This is a genomic window from Laspinema sp. D2d (assembly GCF_025370755.1).
Lineage (GTDB): Bacteria > Cyanobacteriota > Cyanobacteriia > Cyanobacteriales > Laspinemataceae > Laspinema.
Genome location: NZ_JAMXFC010000001.1, coordinates 195557 through 218431 on the forward strand (window position 1 = coordinate 195557; position 22875 = coordinate 218431).

Annotated in this window: 20 protein-coding genes; 11 read left to right on the plus strand and 9 right to left on the minus strand. The window is 47.8% G+C overall.

Annotated features, from left to right (window positions below; translation table 11 throughout):
- Positions 1-21 precede the first annotated feature (21 nt).
- Positions 22-327 carry a hypothetical protein gene (locus NG796_RS00860; protein ID WP_261204022.1) on the plus strand — a complete coding sequence of 102 codons (306 nt, stop codon included), beginning with the start codon at positions 22-24 and terminating at the stop codon, positions 325-327.
- Between the two features lie 94 nt (positions 328-421).
- The gene (locus tag NG796_RS00865; RefSeq protein ID WP_261204023.1) at positions 422-655 is read left to right on the plus strand and encodes a type II toxin-antitoxin system HicB family antitoxin; all 234 of its coding nucleotides are present in this window, start codon (positions 422-424) and stop codon (positions 653-655) included.
- Between the two features lie 124 nt (positions 656-779).
- Here NG796_RS00865 and NG796_RS00870 read toward each other — a convergent pair whose 3' ends face one another.
- On the minus strand, positions 780-2669 hold the full coding sequence (locus NG796_RS00870) for an AAA-like domain-containing protein (protein WP_261204024.1): 1890 nt from the start codon (positions 2667-2669) through the stop codon (positions 780-782).
- 22 nt (positions 2670-2691) lie between these two features.
- Positions 2692-4041: an AAA-like domain-containing protein gene (locus tag NG796_RS00875; protein ID WP_261204025.1), complete on the minus strand. Its 1350-nt coding sequence runs from the start codon at positions 4039-4041 to the stop codon at positions 2692-2694.
- 628 nt (positions 4042-4669) lie between these two features.
- Between NG796_RS00875 and NG796_RS00880 the strand changes: the two genes are divergently transcribed.
- Entirely contained in the window at positions 4670-4936 is a 267-nt protein-coding gene (locus NG796_RS00880; RefSeq protein WP_261204026.1) for a hypothetical protein, read from the plus strand.
- A 69-nt stretch (positions 4937-5005) separates the two neighbouring features.
- On the opposite strand, the gene NG796_RS00885 is transcribed toward NG796_RS00880, so the two are convergent.
- The 3 genes from NG796_RS00885 to NG796_RS00895 form a co-directional block, all read right to left on the minus strand.
- A complete protein-coding gene (locus tag NG796_RS00885) occupies positions 5006-6202 on the minus strand; it encodes a GNAT family N-acetyltransferase (RefSeq protein ID WP_261204027.1) in 1197 nt (398 codons plus the stop codon).
- 114 nt (positions 6203-6316) lie between these two features.
- On the minus strand, positions 6317-7024 hold the full coding sequence (locus NG796_RS00890; RefSeq protein WP_261204028.1) for a RibD family protein: 708 nt from the start codon (positions 7022-7024) through the stop codon (positions 6317-6319).
- A 54-nt stretch (positions 7025-7078) separates the two neighbouring features.
- On the minus strand, positions 7079-7513 hold the full coding sequence (locus NG796_RS00895; RefSeq protein ID WP_261204029.1) for an NUDIX hydrolase: 435 nt from the start codon (positions 7511-7513) through the stop codon (positions 7079-7081).
- 730 nt (positions 7514-8243) lie between these two features.
- Between NG796_RS00895 and NG796_RS00900 the strand changes: the two genes are divergently transcribed.
- The 8 genes from NG796_RS00900 to NG796_RS00935 all read left to right on the plus strand — a co-directional run bounded on the left by NG796_RS00900 (position 8244) and on the right by NG796_RS00935 (position 18062).
- Positions 8244-10097, plus strand: a complete 1854-nt coding sequence (locus tag NG796_RS00900; protein WP_261204030.1) for an N-acetylmuramoyl-L-alanine amidase — start codon at positions 8244-8246, stop codon at positions 10095-10097.
- A 232-nt stretch (positions 10098-10329) separates the two neighbouring features.
- Positions 10330-11826 (plus strand): N-acetylmuramoyl-L-alanine amidase, encoded by a 1497-nt coding sequence (locus NG796_RS00905; protein WP_261204031.1) that lies wholly within the window; start codon positions 10330-10332, stop codon positions 11824-11826.
- A 295-nt stretch (positions 11827-12121) separates the two neighbouring features.
- Positions 12122-12814: a deoxyribose-phosphate aldolase gene (deoC, locus tag NG796_RS00910; RefSeq protein WP_261204032.1), complete on the plus strand. Its 693-nt coding sequence runs from the start codon at positions 12122-12124 to the stop codon at positions 12812-12814.
- 48 nt (positions 12815-12862) lie between these two features.
- Entirely contained in the window at positions 12863-13786 is a 924-nt protein-coding gene (gene recO / locus NG796_RS00915; RefSeq protein WP_261204033.1) for a DNA repair protein RecO, read from the plus strand.
- Positions 13787-13867: 81 nt separating this feature from the next.
- A complete protein-coding gene (locus tag NG796_RS00920) occupies positions 13868-15484 on the plus strand; it encodes an MFS transporter (protein ID WP_261204034.1) in 1617 nt (538 codons plus the stop codon).
- Between the two features lie 116 nt (positions 15485-15600).
- Complete coding sequence (locus NG796_RS00925) at positions 15601-16809, plus strand: glycosyltransferase family 4 protein (RefSeq protein ID WP_261204035.1); 1209 nt, start codon at positions 15601-15603, stop codon at positions 16807-16809.
- Between the two features lie 109 nt (positions 16810-16918).
- Entirely contained in the window at positions 16919-17584 is a 666-nt protein-coding gene (locus NG796_RS00930; protein WP_261204036.1) for a Uma2 family endonuclease, read from the plus strand.
- Positions 17585-17603: 19 nt separating this feature from the next.
- Positions 17604-18062, plus strand: coding sequence for a hypothetical protein (locus tag NG796_RS00935; protein ID WP_261204037.1), 459 nt, complete (start codon positions 17604-17606; stop codon positions 18060-18062).
- A gap of 78 nt (positions 18063-18140) precedes the next feature.
- On the opposite strand, the gene larB is transcribed toward NG796_RS00935, so the two are convergent.
- The 4 genes from larB to NG796_RS00955 all read right to left on the minus strand — a co-directional run bounded on the left by larB (position 18141) and on the right by NG796_RS00955 (position 22858).
- A complete protein-coding gene (gene larB, locus NG796_RS00940) occupies positions 18141-18923 on the minus strand; it encodes a nickel pincer cofactor biosynthesis protein LarB (protein WP_261204038.1) in 783 nt (260 codons plus the stop codon).
- A 72-nt stretch (positions 18924-18995) separates the two neighbouring features.
- Positions 18996-20753: an ABC transporter substrate-binding protein gene (locus NG796_RS00945; RefSeq protein WP_261204039.1), complete on the minus strand. Its 1758-nt coding sequence runs from the start codon at positions 20751-20753 to the stop codon at positions 18996-18998.
- Positions 20754-20818: 65 nt separating this feature from the next.
- Positions 20819-21301 (minus strand): 2-C-methyl-D-erythritol 2,4-cyclodiphosphate synthase, encoded by a 483-nt coding sequence (gene ispF, locus NG796_RS00950; RefSeq protein ID WP_261204152.1) that lies wholly within the window; start codon positions 21299-21301, stop codon positions 20819-20821.
- Positions 21302-21919: 618 nt separating this feature from the next.
- Positions 21920-22858: a ParA family protein gene (locus NG796_RS00955; RefSeq protein WP_261204040.1), complete on the minus strand. Its 939-nt coding sequence runs from the start codon at positions 22856-22858 to the stop codon at positions 21920-21922.
- Positions 22859-22875: the final 17 nt, after the last annotated feature.

Here is a 22875-nt window from a genome sequence, read left to right on the forward strand (position 1 = left end):
AGGTGTTTACTGGAGGAGGCAATGAACGCAAAACTGCTTTCGATAGAACCGAAGCCAAAGCCTGGAAAATTTAAACTGGTGGTGTCAATTGGAGACAATTGCCATGAGTTTGCCATGACAGGGGAAACGGACAAAATAGCCGATCGCCAAATTAATGTGATTAACGGCGACAAAATTTTCTGGGATTTATTTCAATTTAATCAACATTTGGCGCAAGTCTTGTACAAACTGACGGCACAGGCGTACAATGGGGAAAAGATAGAATTACCCCAGGAAATCGGAGAATTTTATCCCGATAAACCTGCGCTACTGGAGAGGCACAGATAAGGGAGGCGCATTAGATTGTAGAGATGCGATCGCCTCCAAGGGGTAAGCTAAAATAGTATTGCACCTTTGCCGATGCACTCAAGAGTTCAAACCGATGAAATCTCATTATACGATAGTCATTCAGTGGTCTGACGAAGATGAGTGTTTTGTGGTCAGTTTGCCGGAGTGGGGCGAGTTGTGCCACACGCATGGATCTAGCGATGAAGAGGCGTTAAATAATGCGGAAGAAGTGTTGGAACTGTTGATAGAATCCGCGATCGCCAACGGAGAAACCTTACCGGAACCGAAACTGTTTAGGCGATCGCTTCCCATCGCCTTGAGTCAATAACAGGCGATCGCGTCTGGGAATGAGGGGAGGCGATCGCTTGGTTTGAAATGACAGAGGGCGATCGGTCTTTCCTCCAATCGCCCCTTCTCCTCTAAATTAGCACCTCCACATCCTCACTTCTGCATCAAGCGTTTTGACTGCGAACCTGCTTGAGTTTTTCCACGAAGTCGGGAAACTCCATTTTGACCCATTCTGGAACTCGGTCCGCATCAATTGGATCCTCTCTTAATTGACGTTCTAAACACTCAATTATTCCATCTTCTATTTCGTTAATTAAGTCAAAAACCAAGACATTAAAAGGTAAAGCATTGTTTGTGTTGAAATCTAGATTTAAAAAATTAAATTTGTCTATTTCTTGACCCAATCCTAAAACTATAAATTTCGCTTGTTTATGAGAGTTGATGTTTTGGCAAGCTTGGCTAATGCACTCAATGAATTCTCTCTCATCGTCAAACAGGCCATCGGTGTAGATGATGAAGAATGCTCCCCGACCCGCAGGCTTACCCTTTTGAACCCAAGTGTCAATACACTTTTCAAGGGTGGGTGCAATAAAAGTTTTCATTTTTGGTGGATTTTCCAAAAATAAGCTTTTCACGCGCTCAACATTCCTTACTGAATATGGCCCCACTATATTTCTTTTGCTGCTAAAAAAGTACGCTGTTACTTCATCGCAAATAGCTTGATTTCGATTCTCTGGACTTTGCTCTGAAAGGATTGCGCCTACATGACTCATGATCACTTCTTTCAAATACTCGTAACGAGTTTGGTCTTCGGTATCCGCATCTCTGAGCCTCATAGATGCACTTTGGTCGATTAAAATGAACACATCGCGATCGTAGATAGTGGAAAATGGCTCAGGCATATTATCCTCCAGTAAAGTTTCTGTTTTGGTAATCCAATTGCGATCAAAGACTTGGGTGTAAATTTGGTTGGCAACTTGTAATCGATTTTCTTCTTTTGTCACGAGACCCGAAATTAACAAATCCCAGTGCCTTGGGTCATTCTGCCAAAAGTCTATGGGGCTTTGGGCGAGAATTTCCCGGTAAAGTCCGAGGGTCTTTAGCTTTTCGGGCTTGCGGCTGTTCTCCACTTTAGTGAACCAGTTTTCAATCTCCTGTAAATGGGATTGTCTATCCTGTCGCCTCCAGTCGGTGATAATTTTCTCAGTTACTACACGGTCAACCTGCGCCTCAATTTGAGCGCTATCTTCGATTCTGTTCCCTGTAGCGACCAAATGGCAAATAACTTGAGTCAAGAAAGGTTGACCTCCCGTCCAATGCAGAATCCGCGTTAGGGTAGCGGCTGGAGCGGTGGTGACTTTTTCCAGACCGAGAAGCAGGGGTCTACATTGCTCTGTGGTTAGTCTTCCCAGTTCGATGCGATCGCCTAAGTTGAGAGTATAACTGGTGCTGGTCAGCAAGTCCGATGGTTTGGCGACTCCCAGCAACACAAACGCTAATTTCTTAAGTTCTGGTTTGTCCGTCTGGTCTGACAGGTTTCGGATTACGCCAAAAAATACATTCTGGAGCTTTAAATCTACTAAATCCTGGATCTCATCGATAAAAATCACTAACTTTTCTGCTGCCATTTTGCTGAGAATTTCCTCAAGCAAAAAGTTTTTAAATTGCAACCCCGGCGCTAGATCAGTCTTTCGATTCCACAATTTCTTGAGGCACTCGGGTAAGTTGAGTTCCGGTAGGGGAAGTTGTTTGCAAATTTCATCCAGAAGGCTAAACCACAACACCCGCTCAGACTCAACGCCTGCGAATTCATGGATATTGATCCGCGCACAGATTAAATTTTCTTCCATAAGGCGTTTGGCGGTCCTCACCATCAAGCTAGACTTGCCAGTTTGACGAGGAGCCAGCACAAAACAAACCCGGCTATTTCCCTCAGTGGAACGGGCAAATTGATAGAGTTGCTGGTCTGCTTCGCGCTCCACATAAGTGAGTGCGTCCAGGGGCAAGGTGCCGCCCTCGGTTTGATAGAAACTCTTAGAGTTAACAATAGACATAGCCTCCTCTTTAGGAATTCTCCTAAGATTGCAAAGTATTCGTAAAATATTTTTGATATAACTTAAATCGAACTTGAACTCCGGCATTGTCAATTTTAATTAATCCTGCCTTTTCAAGCTGAAATTTAGCGATCTCATCATTACAGGTGCCTCCTCGCAAAAGTTGGTCAAAGCAGAGCTTCAAATCTGTATTTTCGTAAACGATCGAGAATTTTTTCAGGAGGTGGTCTCCAAATGGTCCAGTTGGTAAAGTCGCTTGAGACTCCAGTTCCGACCAACTCATCTGTTCTTGACTGATTTTGTAGAGCGCCTGATTAACTAAGGTGGGATGACCACCAATCAGTTCCATCAGCGGCTGCACTTGCTCTAGGCTCCACTCCAAGCGGTATCTCCTCGACAGTTTGAGGATTTCTTCGGCATTAAATTCAGGTAACTCCACCTCCAATCCCACATTTTGCAGGATAGAGCCTTTGATATCCAATTCGGGATAGGGTTCAGTGGAGTAGGCGATCGCCATACTCGGCCAGACAATCGGCGACTGACTTACCACCTTCATCCGTTTTTCGTTCCATGATCGCAGCAGCTTTAAAAATGGATTCTGCGGTTTATCTGGGCCTAAAATTTCATCAATCCCATCAATCAGCAGCGTTTTTGGCTGCTGGATGGGAGTAAAAATAAAATCTTCGAGATAATTGGTGCAGTTCAATCCACTTGATCGTTCCTTCTGCCAATTCTTTTCTAAAGGCGCTGGGTTCAGTTTGTCCACTGACTCCCTAAAGGTATCAGCGATCGCCTGAGTAAACCGCTTGAGCAGCAGGTTAAGATCCTCAAAGATTTCTGGATCCATTGCTAAATCCGCTAGATCCACAAAACCCACCACCTGATTTTCCTCTCGCTCCAAAAAATAGCGCAGTCTCACGAGCAGGGAAGATTTGCCCATGCCACTGGATCCCTTAATCCGAATGAACGGCAAAGAACCGCGATCTCTGCGATCTGCCGTCAGAACTTCACGACATATCTCATCTGCATCCCTAGGTAGGTACAGTGGCGAATCCAACGGCACAATTCCGGTCAGGGGTTGGATTTTCACTGAATCGGGGGTGATGTTCTCCACCCACTCCGGTTTGTACTTCTTAAATAAGTCGATCAGATCGTCGCGTTTGCGGGAGCGATCGCCGGGGAGGTCATTGCTACTCAGACCGAAGTCCTTATACAGTGTGGAGATTTGCTTCCGCACGGTTCCATGATGGGTTCCCATCTCATCCGCAATCTCCTCAGCCGTCAGTCCACGCAGCAGCATCCACAACACCGCTTCGCGCTTCGGTGCACGTTTCAACTTTTCGAGTGTCTGAATGAACTGCTGGTAATTCATACCTTCTAGGATACCGCAAAACTTGTCACTGCGTATTATCAATGTGGGTTTGCGTACTCTAAGTTTGGGTGACTACCCATAGCCATGTGTCACCTGGGCACTGCATCCTAGAGACATAACCTGGCTCAAAGATGCCGCGTCTTCTGAGAAACCAAACTTAGACCCCACTTTCCTAGCCATAAAAAAGGGCAGCAGCGTTGCCGCGCGGCTAACCCTAAAACTAAACGTGAATCAATTAGGATGGGACTGCTACTTATTTCCGGGGTAGCCGGGGATGGCTGGATGTCCGCTGACCTCCCGAAGGGGGAGCGGGCGGAATCAGAGATAGGGTCGCGATGATCAAAATGGTGGCCTCGTCTGTGATGGCGTCAGGCCCCTCAGACACAACGCGGTAGCAAGTCAAAATGATAGCCAGAAACTGATAGAGTTTCGCCATGACTTTTATCTCCTTAATAATAAAGAGGATATGCTCATGGCGTGGGTAGTTTAAGCAACCCGCTATGAGTAGAACACCTGGGGGATTTCTCCCAGGTGCTCTTGCTGTTTATTGTAATTTGATTATCAGGTTCACGTCAAGATACCTAATCCAAGGCAAAAACCAGAAAGTAGAGTTTAAGCGGCACAATTAATGGAACTAACCACCCTGGAAATTTCCCCAAAAGTCTTGACCCCCCGGGAAATTAGGGACCGTGCCAAAACAGAACTTCATAAAATTAATGCAACGAATGCAACTATCTGCTGGTACGCCCCAACAGAGGATTCTGAGCAGATTGTCAAGTTTACCGACTTACCCGAGGACCAGCAACAGGCGATCCGCAGGGGTCTCGAAGGGTTTGAGCCAAGAAACTTCATTAGCCTTGATAATTACGAAAGACCATTCCAGAGCAATTCTTAACGCTCAATTAAAGTCAACAAACAGCCCCATTCATCCTATAACGCCCGGTTGAAACCGGGCGGCTCAATCTTACATCTTCAACTCGGGCAGGGTTTCCTTGAAGGGTAATCCCTCATTAATGGCATCGATTTGTTGTTCTTCCATCAGGTTTACTTCTTTCAAATAAGGGCGAAGGATTTGCCCAAAACGCTGATTGTAAAAGCGATGTAAACTGTGATTGGGAGTTGCCGGGAAGCCTCGGCGTTTTTTGTGTTGTCCTCCGGCACCGGGGTCGAAGGATTGAATACCATGTTCGATTCCCCATTCGATGGGTTTGTAATAGCAAGCCTCGAAATGGAGGGAGTCGATATCGTAATTGCACCCCCAATATCGGCCATAGAGTTGTTCGCCTTTGGTGAGGCAAAAGGACATGGCGACGGGATGGCGAATATCATTGCCTTCGGGATAGGCGGCAATCAGTAAGACCCGATCGCGAAAATTGTGATAGAGTTGTTCAAAAAACTGTTTGGTTAAATATTTACTCCCCCACCAGCCAAAGCGATCGCAATGGTCGCTATAAAATTGATACATTTTCAGTAACAAAGTATGGGGGATATCATCCCCATGTAATGCCTTGACTTCAATCCCGGCTGTAGCGACGGCTTTGCGTTCCCGTTTGATGTTGCGGCGCTGATTAGCATTGAAGACGTTTAGGTAATCATCAAAGGTATTAAATCCGGTATTTTGCCAAATATAACTGTGGTGTAACCAGGGTGTATAACCGAGGCGTTCCATCAGCGATCGCCAGTCTGGATCCACATACAGGAAATTACAGCAGGAAATATTGTGGCGATCGCAAAATTCATCGATCGCATGAACCATAATTCCTGTAATTTCTTCCTCATCTTCTCCCGGTGCAATCAAAAACCGATATCCCGTTACCGGCGTGACTGGACTCATCCCCAACAGTTTGGGATAATATTCCACACCCAGGCGATAGGCTAAATCCGCCCATTGGTGATCAAAGACAAACTCTCCCCGAGAATGTCCTTTCAGATACATCGGTGCAACACCGATGAGTTCTCCTTGTCGCCACACAGTTAAATGATTCGGCAACCATCCCGTTTTTGCCGTTGCACTGCCGGAAGCTTCCATATTGTGCAACCAGTTCCATTCAAAAAATGGGGTTTGCAAGGGGATGGCGAGAGCATCCCACGCGGATTGGGGGACTTCGGCGATGTTGTCGATCCAGGCAACAGAGATTTGAGGCTTAAGCTGTTCCACCATTACCAACCGTTGAGGGTAGAGCGTTCACTTTCCTAGGGTAATCGATTCTTGGGATGCTGTGGGAGGGACTTTGGATGGGTGGATGGGAATTTGGGGAAACCCCTGAAGGCGTTACTACGAACTGGGGGAGGTAGAATTTTCTAGTCTGCGGAGGCGGTAGTGTAAGAATACCTCGGCGTCAATGGTTTTGACCTCTAAGAGTTCTAGGCGGGGTGCGGTTTGCGTGGAAAATCCGTTTCCGTCTAGGGGGGTGGGGGCGTTGGTGCCACCGATGAGGAGGGGGCAGATGGTGAGCCAGAGTTCATCGATGAGGTCCTCTGCGAGTAAGGAGGCGACTAGGTTTCCTCCGCCGAGCACGGCTAATTTTTTAATGCCTAGGGTGGCGATTTGCTGGAACGCATTTTGCCAGTCTACGCCACCAGCGGGGGTTTCGCTGACCAGAATTTTATCAAAGCCGGAATCGTTGTACCAGGGTTCGGCACCGGCGCGAGTGGTGACTAACCAGCGCGGAACGGGTTGTTGGAATAGGGGGATATGGCGCGGCAGGTTGCCGGTGGCAGAGGCGACGATTTGCACGGGTTGCGGGGGTTTTCCGGCTTCTTCTCGTTGGTTAATTCGGTCCGGATTCACCACTCTCATAGCGGTGTCTTTGACTCGGAAGGTTCCGGCACCTGTGATTACGGCATCGGCAGCGGCGACTTGTTGTTCTAAATGGTTTTTATCGGCAGGGGAACCGAACAGGAGGGGCGATCGCAGGGAGTCGGAAATTTTGCCATCGGCACTCATGGCAAGAACTACGGTGGTTATAGGGCGATCGCTCATGTTTCTCGGAATCAATAATAAGGGGTCAATCTAGTTTAACTGCCCCGGATACGCTTACAATAATCCCTGTGCCATAAACTTTAAAAAGATTTGTTGATGAGGCTCTCCCAGAGGGCGGACTTCACCAGCTTTTTCCGAATAGCGACTACCCCGACGAATATCCTCCGGGGTCCAAAATCCCATATCCCATCCTTCATGAAGAACCAACTCCCCAATATCCACAGTCAGGGGAACATTAAACACATGACGCACGACTTCTGGAGTTTCAAAACACCCGAATTCAGATACCTGTTTCGCTTCATAAGTAATTTCTTCCTGTAATTCGCGCTGCAAGGTTTCGATCGGGAGTTCTCCGGGTTCAAGATGTCCTCCAAATAAACCCCAATATCCTGGATAAACGATACCGGGTATATTATCTCGCAGTTGCAAGAGAAACTGACCCTCTTGATGCAGGATTGCGAGAGCTACCTGAACTGGGTGATGACTCATGGGTTTTTTCTCCGGGTAAACTTTCAGGGGTTATTTTTCCCTAATATAAAAAAGAAATGATTCTATTGTGTCCTTTTGTGGAAGAATTTTCAGTATTTTACACCGTAGGGTTGTAGGATTTTAAATTTTTTAACCCGGAAGGGCAAGAGACGATCGCACGCAAGCTGATTGAGTATCAGGGAACACCCTGCTGATCCGGGATTTCAACAGCGATCGGTCTATTTCTAACCCATCTATTTTCTAATCCTGATCAGGGTTTTCAACAATCGTACAGTCCTAAACTATTCTATTTTGCCGGTATTTTATGGATCCAATTATCCCAAGTTGCTCTGTATTTGCACTTAAAATTTCGGGGTAAATTTTTGATTTTCCATCCTTTTCCCTAAAATTTTGGCTAATAATTGGAACCATTATGCGGGTTTTTAGACTTATTTATTACCCTCCATACCCGCAAAATAGAAAGATTGTATAGAGGATTTGCTTTTAAATTGTTGGTAACAGCATGACGGATTTATTCTGCCCAAAATCAATTTCCCTAGCTAAAAAAACATAAAAAGGAATCCTTTAATTTCTAGGGCATCAGCCTGGGAAACATCGGGGATATCAACTGCATTCTATACCAACTACCTACCGGGTTAAAAATTCAACAAGTTACAACATTGATTCTTTCCCGGTAGGGGAGTGGGGGCATCAGAAACCTGCGTACTGTCGTTTGCTAGAGATTACTAAGGTGACCCAACAATTAGATTTTAGTCCGAGTCCAAACCGTGCGAACAGAACCGGAAAATTGCGGTTTATGCTGGTGATTTTAGCGATCGCCGCTTCGATTTTTGCCGCATCCCCTGCCGTCGCCGCCCGATTAGACTCCTGGCGGTTTGAGCGCGATCGCAACCAACTCAACTTTAGAACCAGCGGAAACGTCCAACCCAAAGCCCAACTCCTGTCTAATCCCACCCGGTTAATTATTGACCTACCCGGGACCACATTAGGCCGAACTACTGTCCGACAACAGGTTGGGGGCAGCATTCGAGAAATTCGAGTCGGGCAGTTTGAGCGTCAAACCAGTCGAATTGTGGTCGAACTCGCCGAAGGCTATACCCTCAACCCGGATCAAGTCCAATTTCGAGGCAGTTCCCCCAGTCAGTGGACGGTGCAACTCCCTACCCCACAGCGGGAAGTCGCCATTTCACCGACTCAAACCCCCATCCCTGCACCTCCAGCGGTTACCGTCAATAGCACCCTACTTCAAGGAATTGAGGTCCTGGATGAAGGGTTTATTTTGCGCACCTCGGGACCCACTCCGGAAATTGACCTGCGATGGAGTACCGATCGCACCTGGGTAACCCTGGACCTTCCTGGCGTGAAACTCTCTCCCGACATCACAGAACGGGTAAAGAGCGTCGATCGCCTTGGGGTCAACCGCTTAGAAGCAATTCAAGTCTCCGATTCCCCCCTGTTATCCCGCGTGTTGTTGAACTTAAACGACACCCGTCGCAACTGGCAAGCTCAAGTTACTGATTTGGGTGAAATCGTGATTTGGCCCCAAGGTCAGACCCCCCCCAGTTCCTCCAGTCTCCCCTCATTAGCAACGATTAACTCCGTGGAACTGGCGAATGATGGGACCTCCGTTGTCGTCAATAGCGATCGCCCCGTTGGGTACAAAACCGAATGGGATATCGAGACCCTCGCTTATAAAATCACCCTCTTTTCATCCCAACTGGCCCAAGCCCCTCGGGAATTAAGAACCCCCTCCCCATCCTCCCTGTTATGGGTGCGGACCGTTGAAGAGGACCCAGAAACTGTCGTCGTCCTTGTGCAACCCGCCGCAGGGATTCGAGTCGGGGAAATCAGTCAACCCTCGGGGAAACGACTCATGGTGCAGTTGCAACCGGAGAGCATTCCGGAGGCCCCAGTGCAGACTCCCCCAACCGTTGCCGTCGGGGAAAGGAGTGTGCCGATCGCCGTTCCACCCCCCGCCACCCAAACGGCTGCCCCTGCGCCCCAAACTCCCGCCCCTTCAACTCCCCGAGTACCCACCAGCCGCCGAGTCGTCGTCATTGATGCTGGACATGGAGGCAGTGATCCTGGTGCCGTCGGCATTGGCGGATTGCGGGAGAAAGAAGTTGTCTTAGATATTGCCCGACAAGTCTCGCAAATTTTAGAGCGAAATGGGGTCACCGTTGTGATGACACGCCAAGACGATCGCACCATTGATTTAGCCCCCAGAACCCAATTGGCAAATCGCATCAATGCTAATTTATTTGTCAGCATTCATGCCAATGCAATTAGTATGTCCCGTCCCGATGTGAATGGGTTAGAGACTTATTATTTCAATAGCGGGCAGCGGTTAGCGCAGACCATTCACCGGAGTATGTTGCGGTCATTTACTAATATGCGCGATCGCGGCGTCCGACGAGCGAGATTTTATGTGTTGCGTCATACCAATATGCCCGCAGTTTTAGTAGAAACCGGGTTTGTCACAGGTCGCGATGATGCCCGAATGCTTGCTAATCCAACAGAGCGATCGCGCATGGCCGAGGCGATCGCCCAAGGAATCTTACAGTATATTCGAGAGGGTCGCTAAACTGCAAAAGGCGTAAATCCAGGGGCTGAAAAAATAAATCAGGGCTTTCATATTTTGTAACAGCCTATGCTATACTTCGGACATTCTTAACTTTTGTTAAGATAGCGACAAATGTCATGACAATTAAGGTCTGGCTCCCCGCACCAAACCTGCTCAAGAAATAGTTATGGGTGCAATGCTTTCAAGGATAGCGAGGGAGCCTCAAATCAGGCGTAGAGTTGGCAAGCAGAGTATGAAAGTGACCCAAACCATCGATTTCCCCTATCGTCAAAACAGCCCATTGAGAAAAGCTAAACTCCACAACTGGATACTCCCGAGTCTGATCAGTGCATTTCTGTTGGCTGCTCCCCCTGTGGAAGCTGCTCAACTAGAAACCTGGCAGTTTGAGTCCGATCGCAACCAACTCTCTTTTACAACTACAGGCGGGGTGCAACCCACCGCTCAACTGTTGTCAAATCCAACGCGATTAGTGATAGATCTACCCGGGACGACCCTAGGGCGTCAGAGCGTGACTCAGCCGGTAGGGGGAACGATTCGGGAAATTCGCGTTGGGCAAGTTAATAATCAAAACAGCCGAATTGTAGTGGAATTGGCCGCTGGTTACACCCTTGACCCCGAACAAGTTGAAGTTAAGGGCAATTCCTCGAACCAATGGACCGTCCAATTACCGGACCCCCAGGTCTCCGGATCCCCAGTCGCCCCGGGTTCATCCGGTCCTCGGGGGGAAGAGCCTCCCGAAGTTACTGCTCAAGCGACATCAGGATTAGCCACCATTCACGGCATCGAACTGGTTGATAATCAAGTCGTCGTGAAGGCCGATCGCACTCTGAAATACAACACCGAATGGGACCAAAAAACCCTCGCCTATCGGTTGACTTTGTACTCCTCCCTCCTAGGGAATGATGTCAACCGCTTACAACCGGAACGGGGTTCTTCGGTATTATGGGTGCGTCCCACTCAGGAAGACCCGGAAACCGTTGTGGTTTTGGTCCAACCCGCTGCCGGGGTAAGAGTTTCGGGGGTGCAGCAACAATCCGGCGATCGCCTCGCGATCCAGTTAGAATCCACCGAGATGGTCACCACGGATCCTAACGCGGCGTTGAGTCCCCTCAGCGATCCAGACTCTAGCCCATCCGTATCCCCCGAAAATCAGCTTCAGCCTGAAATTCCGCCTATCCCTGCTGGACGAATTGCAGTGGTCATCGATCCCGGACATGGGGGGAGTGACCCCGGTGCCGTCGGCATTGGGGGACTGCAAGAGAAAGAGGTGATCCTAGATATCTCCCGTCAAGTTTCCGAGATTCTGGAACGAGAGGGAATTACCGCCATTATGACGCGGCAGGACGATCGCACCATTGACCTCGCCCCTCGGGTCCAATTAGCCAATCGGGTCAATGCTAATTTATTTGTCAGCATTCATGCTAATGCAGTCAATGGAGCCCGTCCAGAAGTCAATGGAGTAGAAACTTACTATTATGCCAGTGGCAGCAATTTGGCCCAGGCGATTCAAAGTAGTATTCTCCAGGATTTCTCCTCCATGCCAAACCGGGGAGTTAAACAGGCGCGGTTCTATGTGTTGCGCCATACTAATATGCCTGCGGTTTTGGTGGAAGTTGGGTTTGTGACAGGTGCAGACGATGCCCGGATTTTGTCTGATGCGGGACAACGAACCCAGATGGCGGAGGCGATCGCCCGGGGCATCTTAAATTATGTCCGCACCAATCGTTAAATTTTAACCCGCACCCTAAAGGGTGTGGGTTTTTATAGACCTATCACAACCGGATTCCGTATGAGGTAGGGGTCAGAAACCGGGTTTCTGGTAATACTTGATATTGACTAGCCTTGCGGAGGCAGGCTTGGTCCGCTTTTTTCCCCACCCTTTAGGGTGCGGGTGCGGATTTTTGCTGGGGGTTTTTACTGAGGAGAGCCAGATTTAGCATGATTCTACCCTCAGAATGTTTAAGTTTCATGAAAATTCTGATAAAAGTTTACAATAGTTACAGACATACCAGGGAGAAACCGTAATGGCTGTCAATCAGGGAGATATTGATATTGCTCCGCTTATCGATCATTCCCTACTGAATCCCACCGCTACCCCAAAACAGGTAGAACAGTGGTGTGAAGAAGCAGACCGATTCAAATTTGCCTCGGTTTGCGTGTATCCCGCCTACGTTCGTCAAGCCACCGACTACCTTCATGGCAAGAGTCCCAAAGTTTGCACCGTGATTGGCTTTCCCACCGGAGGCAGCACTTCAGCCACGAAGCTTTATGAAGCCCAAGAAGCCGTAGATAATGGAGCCACCGAACTGGATGTGGTGATCAATATTGGCTGGCTCAAAGCGGGTAAAAATAACGACGTTCACGATGAGATTGCGGCGATTTGTGACAAGACGGATCGACCCGTGAAAGCGATTCTGGAAACGAACCTGCTGACTGATGAAGAGAAGCGAGTAGCGGCGGAGATTTGCATGGATGCCGGGGTTGCCTATTTAAAAACCTGTACGGGATTTGCCGGTGGCGCTACCGTTGCTGATGTGGAACTGCTCAAGAAAATTGGTCGAGGACAGGTGGGAGTTAAAGCTTCGGGAGGAATCCGTACCGTAGACCAAGCGATTGATTTAATCATTGCCGGTGCGACTCGCTTAGGGACTTCTTGGGGTCCTCACTTTTTGGGTTTATCCTCCCCAGGGGATGCAGAGTCAAACGAGGACCGATGACCGATCGCCCCTGCCCAACTCAGGTCCCTCTAACGAGAAGCAAACAACATGAGTCGAACGTACAAAGCCACAGGTATCAATCTCAAAAGTATTCCCTTGGGTGAATCCGACCGGATTCTAACGATTTTGACTCGGGAATGTGGTTTGATTCGGGCAGTGGCACCGGGAGTTCGGAAACCCAAATCTAAGTTAGGGGGACGGGCGGGATTATTTGTGGTGAACGAGTTGGTACTCACTCAGGGGCGATCGCTCGATCGCATCACCCAAGCGGACACCTTGGAATCCTATCCCGGATTGAGCAAAGATTTGGGTAAATTGACCGCTGGGCAGTATTTGGCAGAATTAGCACTCTGCCAAGCCCTCAGTGACCACCCCCAAGAAGAATTATTTAGTTTACTTAGTGAACATTTAAGTCGAATTGAGGGGTTGCTCATGACTGGCGATCGGCCCAGTACCACGCAAGTTCTTCCCTTACTCACCCAGGGCATTTATCACTTATTGGCTTTAGGGGGAATTGCTCCCCAAGTTCATGCTTGTTGCCTGACTCAACGCCCTCTGACTCCAGATTTTCAATCTTTAAACTGGCGAGTTGGGTTTAGTATCAGTGCCGGGGGAACGGTGATTTTAGCCAACGAGCATCGTCCTTCAAATTCGGGTGTTGGACCTAAATCAGAACCCAGTTCTCGCTCATCTCCCGCAGTACAGGCTCAGACTCTCCCCCGAAAAGTCGATCGCCAATTAAATGCTGTCGAGTTAGCCATTCTCCAACAACTGACCGCTGCCGAACTCCCTCCAGAAACCTACCTAAATTTACAGATACAAGGCATGATGGGTGAGCGGCCATCGGTTGATCAAGTGTGGGTTTCGATTGAACATTTGTTACGGCATTATGCCCAGTATCATTATGGTCAATCCATCCGCTCTGCTACCTTAATGGATACCTATATCCATTCATCAAAGGGGAGTTTTTAACTTGCCCGTTAATCCCTGAACTCATAAACATTTGTCCCTGAGATTAAGCCTTCAAGATAGCCGATTTTAACTTTACCCATAATGCCATTATCTGATTCAAATTTAGAAACACAGGTTCCCCACTGGAATCCCTCAAGTTCTCCTCAAAAAAATAACAGCCAACGGGGAGGAAGTCATCATCAAAACCACTATCGCCGTCCGGTTCAGGCGGAAAAACTAGAGGAAATTGACCGCAACAACCGCCAACCGGGGCATAGCAATGGCCGATCGCCTAACTCCCCAGGTAAACCTCGTCCCCCTGTGACATCACAACCGCCAGAATTGGAACATCATCTCTCTCAAAATGGTTCTGGCCCAATGGAAAAAAATGTTCAACCCCCTTCACCGCCAGAACCGGAACGTGGGTTTATGCCGGTCTTAAAAAACCGCAACTTTTTAGTGCTCTGGAGTGGTCAGGTCTTCTCCCAGTTAGCGGATAAAGTGTATTTAGTTCTGATGATTGGCTTAGTGGCGAGTCGCTTTCAAGCCGAGGGTCAAAGCATTAGCGGATGGGTCTCCGCGATTATGGTTGCCTTTACAATTCCAGCGGTTTTATTAGGCTCCCTCGCCGGTGCTTTAACTGACCGCTGGTCCAAAAAAGGAATATTGGTTTCGACCAATATAGTGCGGGGAATTTTCGTTTTATCCCTGCCACTCCTGTTGTTTTTATCTGAAGGATTCCATTTGGGAACGGTCCCCTTGGGATTTGCTTTAATGCTGATGGTGACATTTTGTGTCTCCACCCTCACCCAATTTTTTGCCCCTGCCGAACAAGCGGTCATTCCTCTGATTTTAGAACGACAGTTGTTGCTCCCGGCGAATTCTCTCTACACCACTACTATGATGGCTTCGGTCATTGTGGGATTTGCCGTAGGAGAACCCCTGTTGGCGATCGCCGATCGCACCTTTGCTCAGATTGGGCATGGACTCGGCATTGGGAAAGAACTACTTGTAGGCGGCAGTTATTGTATTGCTGGACTGCTGTTATTAATGATGAAAACGGGAGAAAAACCCAATCCCCCGGATACCGAATATCCCCATGTTTTTGAAGATATCCGCGATGGGTGGCATTATCTAAGTAATCATCAGCGGATCAAGAGTGCTCTAATTCAGCTTGTTATTTTATTTTCCATCTTTGCAGCCCTTGCGGTGTTAGCCGTCCGTCTCGCAGAAATTATTCCCACCCTGCGTACGGATCAGTTTGGGTTCTTACTGGCGGCAGCCGGGGCGGGAATGGGGGCCGGTGCTGCCCTTCTCGGCCATTTTGGACAGCATATTTCCCATCGGCGGTTAAGTTTGTTTGGTTCAATTGGGATGGCCCTGTCTTTGGGGGGTCTCTCCCTGTTCGGTTCCCAACTTTGGGCAGCATTAGGGTTGATTACCGTATTGGGAGTTTTTGCCTCCTTTGTCGGAGTCCCCATGCAAACGACAATTCAGGCAGAAACCCCAGAAGAAATGCGGGGTAAGGTGTTTGGCTTACAGAATAATGCCATTAATATTGCCCTAACCCTGCCTTTGGCCCTGGCGGGAGTTGCGGAAGCCATGTTTGGGTTAAAAGTGGTGCTGTTAAGTTTGGGGGCGATCGCCATAGCCGGAGGCGTCCTAAGCTGGTATATTTCCGAAACAGAACCCCATCCTTCCAACCAACACCCGGAATAAAGCGGTTAGCGACGGGCTAAAGGTTAGGGAGAGTATTGGGTTCATTCCCCGAGGGCGATCGGCTTTCTCACCATTAGCTGCTAACTTTAACACTAATCGTTAATCCCCAGACCCAAATGCATATCGCTTGGCTTGGAAAAAAAACCCCTTTCTGTGGCAATGTTACTTACTCTCGTGAAGTCACCAATGCCCTCCTAGATCGAGGACATCAGGTTAGTTTTTTCCATTTCGCTCAACAAGAAGCGGTAGAAGAGGCGGAAAACCTGCATCAATTGGAGTCAAATCTGGCCCTCAAGGCTGGGAATGGCTGGCCGGTTGCCGCCTGTGAAGTCTCGTTACCTTGTCTTTATAAGTCCACGATCTACACGATTCCGACTCCCAAATCTCGGAAGGTGTTGACGCAGGCATTACGGGACCTTAGACCGGATTTGGTTCATGCTTCCCTTACCCTGTCCCCGCTAGATTTTGTCCTGCCGGAGATTTGTGAAGAGTTAAATTTGCCGTTGGTGGCAACGTTTCATCCACCCTTTGCGCACCACCGCTCCTTGCGATCGGGACGGCAGCATCTGCAACATCTAACCTATCAACTGTACGCACCATTTCTGCCGAACTACGACAAAACCATCGTGTTTTCCCAGCTTCAGCGGGAGTTACTCGGTAAACTCGGGGTCCCCAGTCACCAAGTGGCGGTGATTCCCAATGGGGTGGATGTCCAGAAGTATTCCCCAGGATATTCTCAGATTAAGTCTGAACTCAACGCCGAGCGTCTGTTTGTCTACCAGGGCCGGATCGCAATGGAAAAAAATGTGGAAGCGCTTCTGAAGGCGTGGAAGCAAGCTGACCTCGGTCCGAGTTGCAAGTTGGCGATCGTTGGGGATGGTCCCCTGGCTCCCTCGTTACAAGCCTATGCAGGGGCTGAACACAATGTGATTTGGTTGGGATATGTGGCGGATGAACAGCGCCGCATTGAGATTTTGCAAGGGGCAGATGTGTTTATTTTGCCCTCTTTAGTGGAAGGACTTTCCCTGTCCCTACTGGAAGCAATGGCCTGTGGTTTAGCCTGTATTGCCACCGATGTGGGTGCCGATGGAGAAGTGCTTGCTGAGGGGGCTGGGGTGGTGTTGTCTGCTCAAGGAGTGACCACTCAGCTCAAAACTCTCCTCCCTCTGTTTAAGGACCAACCAGAATTTATCACCCACCTGGGTCGAAAAGCTCGTCAGCGCGTCCTCGATCGCTATACCCTGAGTCGCAATATTTCCCAGTTGGAACTGATGTATCAAGAGATTTTACAAGAGCGCCCCTTGCCGGTGACGCAGTGGGCCTAAGATAACCGCCCTGTTTTGGTGTGGCACTACCCCAACCCTCGCCCGCCCTTGCGGGCTATTTTTATGGCTGTTAAATTAAGAGAAAGTAGGGATAAACTCTCGGATATACATGAATCCTGCAATTTTAAGTTCATCCTATTTAAACTCTGATCTTCCCAAGTGGCAACCCGCCACCTGGGAGGACTATTTAGCCTATTGTGATGCTGACAATTTTGAGGACGGGCGAGCTTTTTATCATCAAGGGTATCTGTGGATTGATATGGGGAATGAAGGCATTGATCATGCCAGAGTCAATAATCTATTTGCCATGCTATTTTTTCTCTGGTTTTCTCAGCGCGGGCAAATTTGGGATGATTTAGGCGGCTGTGTTTTGGAAAAACCGCACCAGCAAGGGGCCGCACCCGATCGCCTGGTTTATATTGGGGCTGGATCTCCCCAATGGCAAGCCGGGGAACGACGTCGGATTAATCTGGATGTCTGGCGGGTTCCCGATTTAGTGGGTGAAGTTTCCGATTCCACGTTGGCAACGGATTTGGATGAAAAAAAACAGCTTTATGCGGCTTTAAAAATTCCCGAATATTGGGCGATCGATATTCAAGGAAACCGGGTGATTGCCTTTTGCTTACAGGAAAATGGCAAGTATGAACAAGTGAATGAATCATTAGCCCTTGAGGGATTACCGATCGCCTTATTATCCCAAACCCTAGAACGCTTAACTCACGAAACCAATGGCACAGCGGCTCAATGGTTCGCTCAACAGATTACTAATCTTTAGTAAAATTCAGAGCTTTAAGATGCGATCGCTCGTCGGATTTTCCCTCGTCTTACTGCTTCCTCTCGCCGGTTGTGTTGGGACTGGACTGGAGGAAACCCAAGCGGTAACCATCGGCATGAGTAAGGAACAAAGGTCAGACAGCGTAACCCTATCTGGGGTGGTGATTAAAAAGCCTTGGACAAAAAATATTGAATCTTGGAATGCTGGCGGTGGGGATTATTATGTGTTAGATGTGGGAGATACCCAAATTGGCGATCGCTCGGCAGAGGAAGGGGTCATTCTCCGTCCTTCTGATGCCGTATCATTGGCACAATTTGAGGAATTTGTGGGCCGTCCTGTGGAAGTTTCGGGGGAATATATAGCGGCTCAACCTTATGTCCCAGAAAGTCCAATGGAATCTTATCCTACAGATATCGAGGGAAATCCCTTGCCTAGAGGTTCAGGATTTAAGGTGTATCAAATCACGCCAGTACAGTGAGGGTTAGAAACCAGGTTTTTTCCAAGTTTCTGCTAAGTTGCATTAACTTCATGCAAAAACCCGGTTTCTGGTCCTGTTTCAAGGATTGTTATTTTCGGTTACTCGTTGTGCGGTTCGCAGGATTTGTCCCGCTAAAATAGCGGCACCATAGCCATTATCAATATTAACCACTCCGACACCGGCGGCACAAGAATTGAGCATGGTTAACAAGGGCGCTAATCCATTAAAACTGGCTCCATAGCCGATACTGGTGGGAACAGCGATGGTGGGTGCATTGGCTAAACCTGCCACGACGCTGGGTAATGCGCCTTCCATCCCGGCGACGACGATCAGAACATCTGCCTCAGCGATCGCCCGCCAACTGGCGAGTAACCGATGAATTCCGGCAACTCCCACATCCCAATACCGTTTGACTTCAAACCCCGAAAGTTCGGCAACGATCGCCGCTTCTTCGGCGACGGGGAGGTCCGCTGTCCCAGCACAGAGAATGCCGATTTTGCCCGGATATTTCGCCGTGGCGGAGGCGATCGCTGTGGAACAGATCCGAGCCGTGGGATAATAATACAACCCATGTACCCGGTCCTCAATCTCTGCAAATACCTCCGGAGTAATTCGGGTTGCCATCACTACGGGATGATGTTCCCGCATGGAAAGTATAATATCGGCGATTTGTTCCGGTGTTTTCCCTGGACCCCAAATGGTTTCTGGAAAGCCGGTTCGCAAAGCCCGATGGCGATCGATGCGGGCAAAATCCCCCACCGGCTCAAATCCGAGATATTTTAACTCTTCTACCGCAGTGGATGGACTCACTTGACCGGCTGCAACGGCTTCTAATAAGGATTGGAGCGTTTCGGGATTCATGGGTGGGTGTTAAGCGTGCGGTGCGATTGAGTTAAGGGTTTTTGCCCTAAGAACTGCCATTTTACCAGACAACTATTCCTCCAGTTGCAATTCATAAATATTCCAAAATGCTCCCCCTAGGCTAGAATATTTCACCCCTTTCACCCGATTCCGCACGGCTGTGATTGACAGTTGATTGACTAACTGAATCACGGGTAAATATTCTTGAGTAATCCGCTGGGTTTCGACATAGAGTTCTTTGCGTTTGGCTTCATCAATTTCCTGAGAAGCTTGAATATAAAGATTCCCCAGGCGTCGTTCCCAATCGGCAATTTCTCGTCCGACTAACGGGGTTTGCCCGACTTGGCGAGGTTGATTAAACATATGAAGTCGCCCTTCCGGTAACCATAAATTCGAGGACCAATGGGGTTCGGTTCCGCCTCCAAATCCAATGATCAGGGCTTCCCAATCCAGAGAATCAGATAATTTGGTAATTACGGCGTTCCAAGCGAGGGGTTGAAAATCCACTTGAATTCCGATTTGCCTCAAATTTTGCTTGATTTGAGCGCCCATTGCTTCCCGAATTTTATTCCCGGCATTGGTAATTAAGGTAAAGCGGACCCGGTTGCCATCAGAATCTAAGAGTTCGCCTCTGTTGTTATAAGTAAATCCATCTTCTTCCAAAAGTTGGCGAGCTTTTTCTACGTTGTAATCGTAAACTTTTAAACCTTCTTCGGGGGAAAGATAGTAAGGACTTTGGACAGAAATCTGAGAATTGATCGGTCTGCCGAGACCTTGGAAGGTATTCTCAATCATCGTTTCTCGGTCCGTTGCATAGGCGATCGCCTGCCGGAATTTCACAGAATTGAACCAGCGGGATTTAATCGGGTCCACTACGGGACGATTGCTATCCTCCAACCGACCTTTATTCAAGTTAAAGGTCATAAAGGTGATTCCCGGAGCCGGTTCTAATTCATATAAAATTTTAAAATTATTACGTTCTTCTTGCTTTTTCAGTAATGAAAAATCTTCCGGTCTGACGGAAATACTATCTAAAATTCCTGATAAAAATTGGACAACCCCAGTATCTTGAGATTCCACTACTTCCCAAGAAATTCGCTCAATATAAGGCTGAGGATTACGCCAATAATAGGGGTTTTTTTCAAAGAAAACTCGTTCACTAGGCCGGTAAGTAGCAAGTTTATAAGGACCATTAACAATAATTTCCTCTGGGGGAGTATTAATGCCCCAAGTGGAGAGAAAGACGGGATTTCCTTCTCGATCTAAGGTTTCCACGGATTCCCGCAGTGCATGGGCGGGCAAAATGGCTAATCCGGCGGCTCTCAGGAAGGGGGCAAAGGGTTCGACGACAGTAAATTCTACCCGGCGATCGTCGAGTTTTCGGACAGTGGGAAAGGCCCGACTTTCGCCAATCCGTAGGACGTCAGCGGTACTGCTGGGAATTTTCTCATTAAAGTAAATATCGTTATAAGTAAAAACCACATCATCAACGGTCAAAGGTTGACCATCAGACCATCGCAAATTTTCTCTTAAGGTAAAGATAATTTGCAATCCATTGGGGGAAATTTTCCAGGATTCCGCCAGAATGGGTTCGACTTCTCCGGTGATCGGATCTTCAGTGACTAACCCTTCGTAAGTATATCCAAAAATATTAGGCGATTCTTCACTCAGGGCGTAGTTAAAGGTTTTGGGGTCGCTAAGAATACTCAATACTAAGGGAGTTTGAGCGGCGGAGGTTTTTAATTGGGCTGGATTGCAGGAGGATAAAGAAATTCCGAGTAAAATAGTCAGGGCGATCGCCACTCCCTGTTGCCAATATTTTTTAACCATAATTGAGACGTTCTCCTCGGCAGTATTTTAAGAATTTCGGGTTATGTTTTATTGTAGCGATTGGTTTAGGCTTGAGTGACTAATAAGGTGACGGCATAAGCAGCAATGCCTTCTTCTCGTCCCACGGGGCCTAGTTTTTCGTTGGTGGTGGCCTTAATTCCGATGCGATCGCCTTCGATATTCAAGACTTGAGCGAGGCGATCGCGCATAGCGGAAATATGGGGTTTTAATTTGGGTCGTTCCGCTACGACAACCGAATCAATATTCCCCACTTCCCATCCCCGTTCTCGAATCAGTTGATGAACTTGCGCTAATAATTTTAAACTATCTGCCCCCGCCCATTGGGGGTCACTGGGGGGAAAGTACAGTCCAATATCCCCTAAACTCAAGGCCCCAAGCATGGCATCCATAATCGCATGAGTCAGCACATCCGCATCGCTATGACCGAGTAATCCCAATTCATGGGGAATCCTGACGCCCCCGAGAATTAACGGGCGATCGCTCACGAGTTGATGGATGTCATAACCATTGCCAATCCGAATGTTCATCTGATAGTTGCATTCTGTTAGGGTCACTTTACTTTACCAGATTTATCGCCCCGAGAGAGATAGTAATCCTAATTCTGACCACGGGACCAAGATGATCTCAAAAACCCCTGTTTCTAGTCCTAGGCCATTATCTCAAGGTGAGAAATCAGGTTGTTGCACCAACTCTTACCCTTAAGCGTGCAATTATATAATTAAAATCTACCTGGGCGGACTTAATATAAAAAAACGACTTTTTAGGGTGGAATTTAGTATAAAAATATCCTATTGGCTTGCTCACGCACAGGGACCTAACCCCCCAGCCCCCTTCCCTGCAAGGGAAGGGGGAGAAGAAGAACTATTTTTTTAGGGTAATCTAACGGACTTGATATAATTTGGGGATAAGCGCCACCAGAGGCGTGCGATCATTTTCCTCGCACTCCCAAAATTGTAGAATAACTTTGGGAATCGCTAGAGGTGAATTACGGTTTCGATTTAGGCCATTATTTGGGAGCTTTCATCGCGGTAAGGATAGGCCATTCCCAAAAACAGAACTACTGGAAAACAAGGGAAAAGGCAGGCATCAGCACCCAGATAGCAAGAACAACTCCAGCCAAAAACGCAGTTTTCAAATTCATGAATTTAGTCTAAATTGACTAAGTTTAATTTATTTTTTTGCTCCTTCATCTCCACAATGATTTGAAGTTTTTGCATAAACTCATCGGTTAATTGCGAAAAAGATTTTGCCCCAATGGAAGTGGGATGGGTGAGCAAAACGGGGAGGAAACTATCCACTGCTTTTGAGACATTGACATCCATTGGGATTCTCGTTTTAAAAATTTTGGTTTCTCCAAAATCATCATGGACCCGGCGCATCACTTGCCGGTAATATCTCCCGGTGAGTAAATTCCCAGACATCGTAAAGACAATTCCGACCATTTCTAAATCGAGGGGATTCTCGTTTTTGTAAATTTCTCGGAGTTGGTTAATTCTTCTTTCTAATAACTGAATTCCAATCAGAGAGAGGGGTTCGGGTTTGGCGGGGAGAAGATAGTAATCACTGGCAACTAAGGCGCTGCGCGTCAATAAGTTATAACCGGGGGCGCAGTCTAGGATAATGAAATCATAATCTTTCATGACCGGCTCCAAAATTCCTCGGACTAAGATTTGCTCTAATTTAGTCCAGACTTCTTCAAAATTATCTTTTCCCAGACGCAAGGCTTTGCGATGGAGAACTTCGGATACCATAAAATCATCATAAATTTCCAGGTCTCCGGGCAGTAAATCTAATCCTTTAACGGTGCCAATATAGGGTTTAATAATATCTTGAATGGGCAAAGATTTTTGGTCAAGAGGTTGAATAAAATCATTGACCAAATGCTTTAAAGTCCGTTTTTCTTTCCGCAGTTTAGAAAAGTCGTGAGGAGCAACTAAACTGAGGGTGGCGCTAATTTGAGTATCCAAGTCCACGACTAATACTCGTTTGTGATAATATTTGGCTAAACAGGCGGCTAAGTTAACGGTTAGGGTTGTTTTTCCGACGCCCCCCTTCATATTGATGGTTGAGATGATATATGCCATGCCGTGAGTTCTCCTGA